The organism is Vibrio sp. 03_296 (assembly GCF_002265885.1).
In genome coordinates this window covers 1-563 of the sequence record NZ_NPKW01001249.1, presented here as the reverse complement: position 1 = coordinate 563, position 563 = coordinate 1, and the positions used below count along the sequence as shown (strand labels likewise).

The following is a 563-nucleotide window of genomic DNA, read 5'->3' as shown; positions in this document are numbered from 1 at the left end:
ACAGTACGGCCACCTTCACGGATCGCGAAACGTAGACCTTCGTCCATCGCGATTGGAGAGATTAGCTCAACAACCATTTGGATGTTGTCACCAGGCATTACCATTTCTACGCCTTCTGGTAGAGAGATATCACCAGTTACGTCAGTTGTACGGAAGTAGAACTGTGGACGGTAGCCTTTGAAGAATGGAGTGTGACGACCACCTTCATCTTTAGAAAGTACGTATACTTCTGATTCGAACTTAGTGTGTGGAGTGATTGAACCTGGCTTAGCAAGTACTTGGCCACGTTCTACTTCATCACGCTTAGTACCACGTAGTAGCGCACCAACGTTCTCACCCGCACGACCTTCGTCTAGAAGCTTACGGAACATCTCAACACCAGTACATGTAGTAGTTGTAGTATCTTTGATACCTACGATTGCTACTTCATCACCAACTTTCAGAATACCACGCTCGATACGGCCAGTTACTACTGTACCACGACCTTGGATTGAGAATACGTCTTCGATTGGCATTAGGAATGGTAGATCGATTGCACGCTCTGGCTCTGGGATGTAAGTATC

1 protein-coding gene is annotated in these 563 nt (G+C 46.5%); it reads right to left on the bottom strand.

Translation table 11 applies throughout. From position 1 onward, the window contains the following. A partial coding sequence (locus CIK04_RS31335; protein WP_325206053.1) for an EF-Tu/IF-2/RF-3 family GTPase occupies positions 1-563 on the bottom strand: 563 nt, incomplete at both ends.